General features: G+C 52.6%; 7 protein-coding genes. 6 read left to right on the forward strand and 1 reads right to left on the reverse strand.

What is annotated here, in order from left to right:
* Window positions 1-30: 30 nt before the first annotated feature.
* The 5 genes from BUC32_RS15940 (at window position 31) to BUC32_RS15960 (ending at window position 4279) form a co-directional block, all read left to right on the forward strand.
* Window positions 31-393, forward strand: coding sequence for a diacylglycerol kinase (locus BUC32_RS15940; protein ID WP_073255160.1), 363 nt, complete (start codon window positions 31-33; stop codon window positions 391-393).
* 1098 nt (window positions 394-1491) lie between these two features.
* Window positions 1492-1884 carry a rhodanese-like domain-containing protein gene (locus BUC32_RS15945; RefSeq protein ID WP_073255135.1) on the forward strand — a complete coding sequence of 131 codons (393 nt, stop codon included), beginning with the start codon at window positions 1492-1494 and terminating at the stop codon, window positions 1882-1884.
* A complete protein-coding gene (locus tag BUC32_RS15950) occupies window positions 1844-2278 on the forward strand; it encodes a phosphopantetheine-binding protein (RefSeq protein ID WP_139280755.1) in 435 nt (144 codons plus the stop codon). Before BUC32_RS15945 ends, BUC32_RS15950 begins: the two co-directional genes overlap by 41 nt.
* On the forward strand, window positions 2275-3486 hold the full coding sequence (locus BUC32_RS15955; protein WP_220387636.1) for a beta-ketoacyl-[acyl-carrier-protein] synthase family protein: 1212 nt from the start codon (window positions 2275-2277) through the stop codon (window positions 3484-3486). The genes BUC32_RS15950 and BUC32_RS15955 overlap by 4 nt, the downstream gene beginning before the upstream one ends.
* A gap of 169 nt (window positions 3487-3655) precedes the next feature.
* Complete coding sequence (locus tag BUC32_RS15960; protein ID WP_175556954.1) at window positions 3656-4279, forward strand: MaoC family dehydratase; 624 nt, start codon at window positions 3656-3658, stop codon at window positions 4277-4279.
* 16 nt (window positions 4280-4295) lie between these two features.
* On the opposite strand, the gene BUC32_RS15965 is transcribed toward BUC32_RS15960, so the two are convergent.
* Window positions 4296-4682, reverse strand: a complete 387-nt coding sequence (locus tag BUC32_RS15965; protein ID WP_073255168.1) for a DUF3307 domain-containing protein — start codon at window positions 4680-4682, stop codon at window positions 4296-4298.
* A 228-nt stretch (window positions 4683-4910) separates the two neighbouring features.
* Between BUC32_RS15965 and BUC32_RS15970 the strand changes: the two genes are divergently transcribed.
* The gene (locus tag BUC32_RS15970) at window positions 4911-7964 is read left to right on the forward strand and encodes an ABC transporter transmembrane domain-containing protein (RefSeq protein WP_322788023.1); all 3054 of its coding nucleotides are present in this window, start codon (window positions 4911-4913) and stop codon (window positions 7962-7964) included.
* The last annotated feature ends 247 nt before the right edge of the window (window positions 7965-8211 follow it).

An 8211-nucleotide genomic window follows, 5' to 3' on the forward strand; every position in this document is an offset into this window, starting at 1 on the left:
CTCCGGTCCATGGTCGGGCAGGAGGCGCGCATGTTGTACTTTTTCCAGCGTTTTAAATTGCGGATAGTTTGGAGCTGGGCTGGTATGCGCCATGCCTATTGCGAAGAGTATTCGTTCCGGTCCTGGGTTTGGGCTAACCTGATTTCAGGTGGCTTGGCCCTGTGGTTGCCTCTGACATCAGGTGAGCGTGGACTGATCCTGGCACTTGGTCTCTTGGTGATGGCGCTTGAGTTGGTGAACACTGCGATTGAGCGGGTCGTTGATTACATCTCAACAGAACGACACGATCTGGCCAAGGCAGCCAAAGATTGCGGAAGCGGTGCGGTGGCCGTTGGCGCGATCGCTGCCGGTGTGGTCTGGATTGTGATATTCGTGAGGTTGGGCTCAGGGTGAGCTTTTGGTCGGTCTTTAAGAAATCTTGCCAATAACCACCGGTGTCAGAAACGGTCCTCGGTTTTCAGGTTCAAAAACGGTGAACATGGAAACCTTCGGTGCAACGCCTTCAATCAAAACCTGAAATTCCACTTGTCCACAGGAAATCCACAAGTAATTCCAATAGGTTATCCCCAAGAAATTTGAGTTTTGAGCTATTTTTTTCTTGCCAGACTCACGTTGTCGGAGTCAGCCTAGACCTAACGCAAGGGGTCGCAAGATCCGGAGCGGGACGCGAAGGTCTCTTGGGATCAGAGCGGGGTAGGGATAGGTTACACCGAACCAACTCCGTGTTGACGAAATCAGGACGCAGGTCGAAACACTAAGGTTTTCAAAATCTTGGTGGGAAGGCAGCGCAGAAAGCCCTCGTGTGGATCGGCCAAAATGCTTGCCATGAGGTCGGTTTGGGGGGGACAGATTTTCGGATCTGAATCCTGCAGCAAAGGTTCGCAAGAGCTGGAGCAAACTGATCGGTTGTGTCCCTTGGGGTGCAGTCGTTCTTGGAAGGCGTCAGGAAGGTGGCTTCGGCCACGCTGCAAAGACCGCGTCTGCGCACCTGACGTCTTCTTCTATTTCAGCACCCCGCACGGAACATAGGCCCGCTTAAAAGAGACGGGCCATTTTTTGTAGAGCAGCAGCCTTAGCGGTGGCGCAATTTGGGATCACGGCCTGGGTAACCAATGAGACGGGTCCTGATCGCTTGTTGCAACCAGGACCCGTGCGCCAGTTCTGCATACCGCGTCTATGCACCTAATAAAGCCTGCTTACCCGCCAAATTTTCATAAATCAACCATATGTTGTGGGCGTGAATATATGTTGAGGATTTGGCGTAGTAATAGTCTAAATGTGTGGTTTTCCCAGGTTGAAGTGCGTTGATAAGGGCTTTGTACTTTCTGTTTTGTGGCGTTCTAACGATTTGATTGATGAATGTGGTGGCGCTGGGCATGACGCGGAATGTGGTGAGCAGGATGTCGTCCGTTGTTCTTGGCGCTTTGCCTCTTTCCAATTGACCTGACCTTTCTTAGGTTTACCTTAAACCAAGTGAACAGGAGACACGCTATGCCCCTTACAGCTGCGCAGATGTTGCAGGACGCACATGCCGTTGTGCCAAAGATTTCCACTGCTGACGCACAAGATAGAATGGCACAAGGCGCGCTGTTATTGGATATTCGTGACGCCCCTGAGTTGCTGGCCAATGGCGCGGCTGTCGGGTCCCACCATATTCCGCGTGGGATGCTGGAATTTCGGGCGGATCCTGCGACAGCGTTTCACGATCCCGAATTGCGTTTTGACCGGCCAGTGATCGTGCATTGCGCCAGCGGTGGCCGTGCGGCACTGGCTGGCAAGCTGCTAAAAGACATGGGGTACAGCGAGGTGTTTAACCTTGGGGGGTTTGGGGATTGGAAAACAGGTGGCGGCCCCTGCACCGACCCTGCCGATCCCGGCATGTAGTAGAGTTTCGCAAGGTCATATTGAGATGCGGATTGGTTCACTCTGGAATCTTTCTTCGATGCCTATTAAGGTCAAAAAAAATTCGCAATACGGCTCAGCCGACAGTTTCCAAGAGGGTATAATGGTCAGCAAGAACTCCGATCTTTCTCAAAACTTGCTGGAACTCGTGGCACGTGAGGGAATGGTAGACATTTCTGAGATCAAACCAGAGAACCGCCTAGAAGATTTGGACATTCAGTCTGCAGATTTTGTGATGATTCTGATGGCGTTAGAAGAAGAGTATGGCGTTTACATTTCGGTCGACAATGAATTGAGCGACGTTGAAACCGTGCAAGATTTGTTGAACCTTGCGCAGGCCAAGATTGAAGAACACCAGAAAGAAACCAACGCGTGAATCGTGTTGTTCTGACAGGAATGGGGGCCGTTTCAGCCTGCGGGTTGGGCTCGGACGCTTTGTGGGCCGCTGTTGTGGACGGACAAAGTGGCGTGCGGCCCGTCAACTTTTCCAACATTTCCAATCAACGTGTTGGACAGGCCGCCGCATTATCTAGTGAAACTCTGGAGGCGCTGGGTGAGGAATTGGCTCACAGAATGCGTGATCCGGTGGCCGTCTATGCGGTGCGCGCAGCCCGCGAAGCAGTGGCTCAGGCGGGATTGGAAGCAGATGATTTCGGGGAGACCTGCGGGGTCATCATTGGATCAGGTTTTGGTGGCGCCAAAACACTGGACGACAATTACATGGCCTTTGGCGTTGAGAGCAAAATGCGCCTCGATCCAATGGCTATTCCAAAGATCATGAACAATGCGTCCGCGTCTTGGGTGTCAATTGAATTTGGCGCAACCGGACCGCTTTACGCGCCGTCTTCAGCCTGTTCTTCGGGAAGTCAGGCGATTGGGCTGGCGTATCAGATGCTCAAAGCTGGCGCGATTGAGCGTTGTTTGGCCGGAGGCTCTGAAGCTTGTCTGGTTGGCGGAGTATTTCGCGTTTGGGAATTGTTGCGGGTTATGACCGCCGATAAGAACCGCCCGTTTTCCAAAGACCGCAACGGTATGACACTGGGCGAGGGGGCAGGCATCGTGGTTTTGGAAACCTTGGACAGTGCCAAGGCACGTGGTGCAAACATCCTGTGCGAACTTGTGGGCTATGGTACAAATTCCGATGCTGGGGACCTGCTGCGCCCCAATCCAGAGCGCGCATCAGCATGTATGCAGGCCGCGCTAAGGGATGCAGGGCTAAACCCGTCTGACGTGGGCTATGTGAATACACATGGCACTGGAACCGTGGCCAATGATGTCACCGAAGTATGCGCCTTGCGTGCGGTGTTTGGAGAGGATCTTGGCGGCGTTCGAGTCTCTTCGACCAAGCCAGTGCATGGCCATGCGCTTGGCGCGGCTGGTGCTATTGAATGTGTCGTCGCCGTTCAGGCGTTGCGTCACCAGATGGCGCCACCGACCATCAACTTTAACGAGGTTGACCCCAAGATCGGGCTTGACCCAGTGGCCAATTCAGCCTGCGCGTTTGATAGTCGGGCTGTTATGTCTAATTCGCTTGCGTTCGGGGGCATTAATGCCTCGCTGATCGTCGCCCGGTTTGATGGTTGAGCGGCCTCTGCCCGCAATCTGTATTGAGGACGGCTTGTCCGCCACGGTTGTCCAGAAGCTGACAGAATGCTTGTCTTCAGTCGCAGGTCCCGTCACCTCGGCGCCGGACCATCCCGTGATTGCTCCTGCAATGCTATTGGGGCACCCGGCACTTTCTGAGATCGCAAGAATGATGCGGCCCGAACAAGACATGAGTCTGGTTCATGAAAGCCAGTCATTTACGCGCACAGGGACCGTTCCGTCAAAAATCCCTTTGACGGTTTCCGCGACCATAAAAGAAAGCGGCGCATCAAAAGTACTTAATTTTTCTCTGCAAGAAGAGAATGGTGCTGCGCTGGGCTCTATGCAGACCCGGCTGCGCACCGTAACCGCTGCGGAGATGGTGCGATTTAAAGGGAGTGCATTTCCTGATCACATGGATAAGGGTGACGTGATCTGGTTGTGGTCGGACCCCTTCTCCAAGTCGACAGTTCAGGCCTATCTGACACTTGCTTGCGATCCAAATCCAATCCACCGAAGCGACGAACAGGCAAAACTAGCCGGATTACCGGGCGCCGTTGTGCCGGGAATGCTCTTTGCGGGAGTGGCTGAGTTTATGTTGGCACGCGCATTGCCGGGGGGGGCTGTCAAGAGCATGAAGATGCGGTTCATGGCCCCCGTTCTGATTGGAGAGGCGCTACAGTACGGAGTCTTGCCGCGCAAAACTGGTAATGACGGCCGTCCTAAAACGGTGCGCATCTTCGTAGTAAGGTCTGACAAAATGATAGCGGCGATTGCCGATCTGGATTTGTGAGCACCGAACAGATTGATTAGACGATAAAGTTCAGCCAGAGCCAGATCAGACCAATTCCAGTGAGGTGGTGGAGTGCTTGATCAAACCCCATGGCACGCCAGAAAGCTGCATCCTCGGGGGTTAGCTTTTTGACTACATTTTCACGGGCTTTCCAGAAGTCCACATGGAAATGGATGACAAATTCAATCACAAAGATCGCCAGCAACCAAACAGGCGGAACGCTGAACAAGGCGAAGATGACGATGGACAACCCAGCATGAATGGCGGAATGGGCGGCGCGCCCAAGGTGCAGATATGTGTCTCGCCCAGTCAACATCCAGATTGTCTGAAGGTAGAAGTCAGCAAACAGATGCTTGACCTGCATGAGAGTAAACAAAAGCAGGATTTTCAACGATAGATCCATCACGCTCATTCTCTAACTGAAACGGTTCAAAACAAAGCTTAGCCATAGTTTGTCCGCTGCGCAAATACCTGATGAATGACACATGCGCTTGATATGCTCAGCAATTGGTTGTTAGCTTCACAAGACCGCGCAAAGGCTGAATGAAAGCCCTCAACAGGACACAATCCCATAGAACGTTCACTATTTCGCTTCATCTGGAAATACTCCAAACGAGAACAATTGGTTCTGTTGGCCTTGACGACTTGTCTGTTTCCTTTGCTTTTTCTGACGCTGGAATTGCCCAAACGCATCATCAATGACGCGATTTCAGCAGATCAGCCGTATGTCTATATTGACTGGCTGGACATTGAACTGGATCAGGTGACGTTCCTGATGGTGCTGTGCGGCGCCTTTTTATTGTCTGTTCTGGTGCATGGGCTAACCAAAATGCGCATCAATACAATGAAAGGCATCTTGTCAGAGCGGATGCTGCGCCGGTTCCGATATCAGCTGATTTCCCGGATCATGCGATTTCCGCAACCCTATCTGCGCCGTACATCGCAAGGCGAAATGGTGTCGATGATCACCTCAGAGGCTGAGCCGATGGGCGGCATGATGGGGGACGCGATCAGCCTTCCCGTTCTTCAGGCAGGGCAAATGGCGACTATTCTGGTGTTTCTGTTCGCACAAAGTGTTTGGTTCGGATTGGCGGCCGTTGCGTTGATCCCGTTGCAGGCCTGGGTGATTCCTAAATTGCAGCGCCAGATCAACCTGCACAATAAGGACCGCATTCAGGAAGTGCGCAAACTCTCGGCTGAGATAGGGGAAACCGCAACTGGTGCTGCGACATTGCGAGTCAATGCAGGTTGGCGGTTTCGCCTGGCTGAAATCACCCGGCGTTTGGGCACCCTATTTGACATCCGGCTGACCATCTACAAGAAAAAATTCTTCATGAAGTTCCTCAACAACTTCATCACTCAACTCACCCCATTCTTCTTTTACATGATCGGCGGGCTATTGGTGATCCGGGGGCAGGTCTCGCTTGGGGCCTTGGTGGCAGCATTGGCAGCCTACAAGGACCTGTCGTCTCCGTGGAAGGAGCTTTTGAACTATTACAATCGAGTGCAGGACATGGGTCTGCGCTGGCACCTGATTTCTGAGCGGTTTGATCCGATTGGTATGGTTGACGAGGAGTTGTTTGACGGTACACCAGAAGAGATTGGCCACCTTGATGGAGATATCGAGCTCAAACGTGTAACTGTGACCGACCATAGTGGTGATGCGATTCTGGAAGATATTTCGCTGACCATTCCCAACAACGCTTTGGTTGCAATTTCGGCTACCGATCAGGAAGAACGCCACGCGATTGCAGAATTGCTGACCCGAGAAGTACTGCCGGCTGCCGGTAAGGTTTTGATGGGCGGGCGTGACCTGAATGAATTGCACCAGATGGTGATCGCGGCGCGTATTGGTTATGCGGAAGTGAGCCCATATGTTTTCCAAGGTACGTTTGGTGGTAACCTGATGATGCCTTTGCGCCACCAGCCGTTGGATGCAGTGATCCTCCCGGATGATTTACGCGTCGGCGAAGAGGCGCGCGATTCTGAATCAATGCGCAGCGGCAACAGCACCGACAATTTTAACGCCAATTGGGTGGACCCAACGATTGCCGGGGTCGGCGATGTGGATGGCTTGCGGGACTGGTGGGTCCATTTGGTCGAAGCTATGGGAACTGGCAGCGCTATGTTCCGGCGAGGCCTTGAGCAGACCTTTGATGCAGCCAGTCACCCTGAACTGGCTCGTCGTATTATTGAGCTGCGGCCCCGTATCCGCGCTGAACTGGAACGTGAAGGATTGGATCAGGCTTATTACAGATTTGATCCAGAGGCCTATAATCCGGCCCTGCCTCTGTCGGCCAATCTGTTCTTTGCAACAGCGCGGCAATCCGTAGGTAATTACACGCACTCGACGGCGAACGACTTTCTTGAATTGCTGAATGAACTGGAACTGTCCGACGGCATGTTGCGGTTGTCGGTTGAGGTGATCGAAATGTTGCATCAGACCTTTGGGGTTGATGGAACCGAACACCCACTATTTCGCAGGCTTGGCCTTAATCCTGACCTATTTGAGGACAAAGTTGCCCTAGCACGCAAAGTGCGTGAGCATAGCCTTGAGGTGCTTGAGCGTGATGAGAAAGTACAATTGCTACATCTGCCTTTCGAAGTCTCAGCCGAACAGATCGGACCCGCCTTTACGGACGAGTTAAAACAACTCATTCTCGATTTGCGCCACAAGCAGCGCGCCAAAATTGAAAACTGGGTAGCCGATTACTTTGTGCCACTCAGCGAAGATAGTTTTGCACCGGGTCTTAGTTTACTTGAAAATTCGATCTACGGAACTTTGCCATCGTCTGGAGGGCGTGGGGAGGCGATACATGAAGTTGTAGAGCGGGTTCTGAGTGAAGAGCACTTAAAGCATCACGTTGCAGAATTGCTGTTTGAAATGCCGACGGGGTTGGCCGGGGCAGGGATGCCGTCAGCCTTTGTCGAACCTTTGTCAATCAGCCGCGCGGCGCTCAAACGCCCAGACGTGCTAATTCTAGATGGCTGTATCGCTACAGATGATCCCGAAGAATGCAGGCGGGCCATCCGCAGTCTCAGAAAATTATTCCCAGAAGCCGTTCTGATCTTTTTGGAGGACACTCATAAGAACCCCGAAGAATTCGATATGCTGATCGAGATCGAGCATGGACGGATCAAAGACAGCGCGCAACAAAGCGAAGCGATACAGGATAATGCGGCCAGTGCCGATCTACGTCAGAAGATGCGCGCGCTGGTGTCCACGGATCTCTTCTCGGGGCTGGACAGAAAACAGCTTCGGGTCTTGGCGTTTGGCGCACAATGGTTTGAAGCGCCCGCCGATACCTTTGTGTTTCGCCAGGGCGACGATGCCTCTGATGGTGCCTATCTGATCCTCGAAGGCGAGGCCGAGATGTACTTGGTTGATCCTGACGGAACGCGCAACTTGGTAACAGTTGCAGGGCCGGGAACTCTTGTCGGTGAACTTGCTTTGATCAAAGGCGGGCAAAGAGCGCTGGACATGTATGTGCCAACTGAATTCAAAGCCTTGAGGTTGGGGGAGGAAGAGTTCTTAGCAGTGGTCGGAAATGACGGCGGAACTGCTTTTAAGATCATGCAGGTTCTGGCCACTTATGTTGGCGCCTCGAGTTCCCAGATCGAGTCGGAGGCTGTAGAAGATGTGGCACAGGCGGATTTGCTCGATTCAGACGACTCTGGCGTATGAATCAAGAGCGACTCGGGGCATTTTGAGACTGATTCCAATTTTCGGCCCCGACATATCTTGTTTTAGGTGTGCAAGGGCGCAGGAAATTGCCTAGTTTTCAGGTGCAAATCGACGGTTTTCTCAAGAAAAATGCCTTTGTGAAGTTTTTTTGAATTTTTCTGCAAAAAGCGCTTGCGGGTTTGGTTTGATAACTCTAGAACCCACTTCACCGGCAGCGCAGAGATGCACTAACGGGGCGCCAAACGGG

The sequence above is a fragment of the Shimia gijangensis genome, assembly GCF_900142085.1.
In the GTDB taxonomy this organism is placed as follows: domain Bacteria; phylum Pseudomonadota; class Alphaproteobacteria; order Rhodobacterales; family Rhodobacteraceae; genus Shimia; species Shimia gijangensis.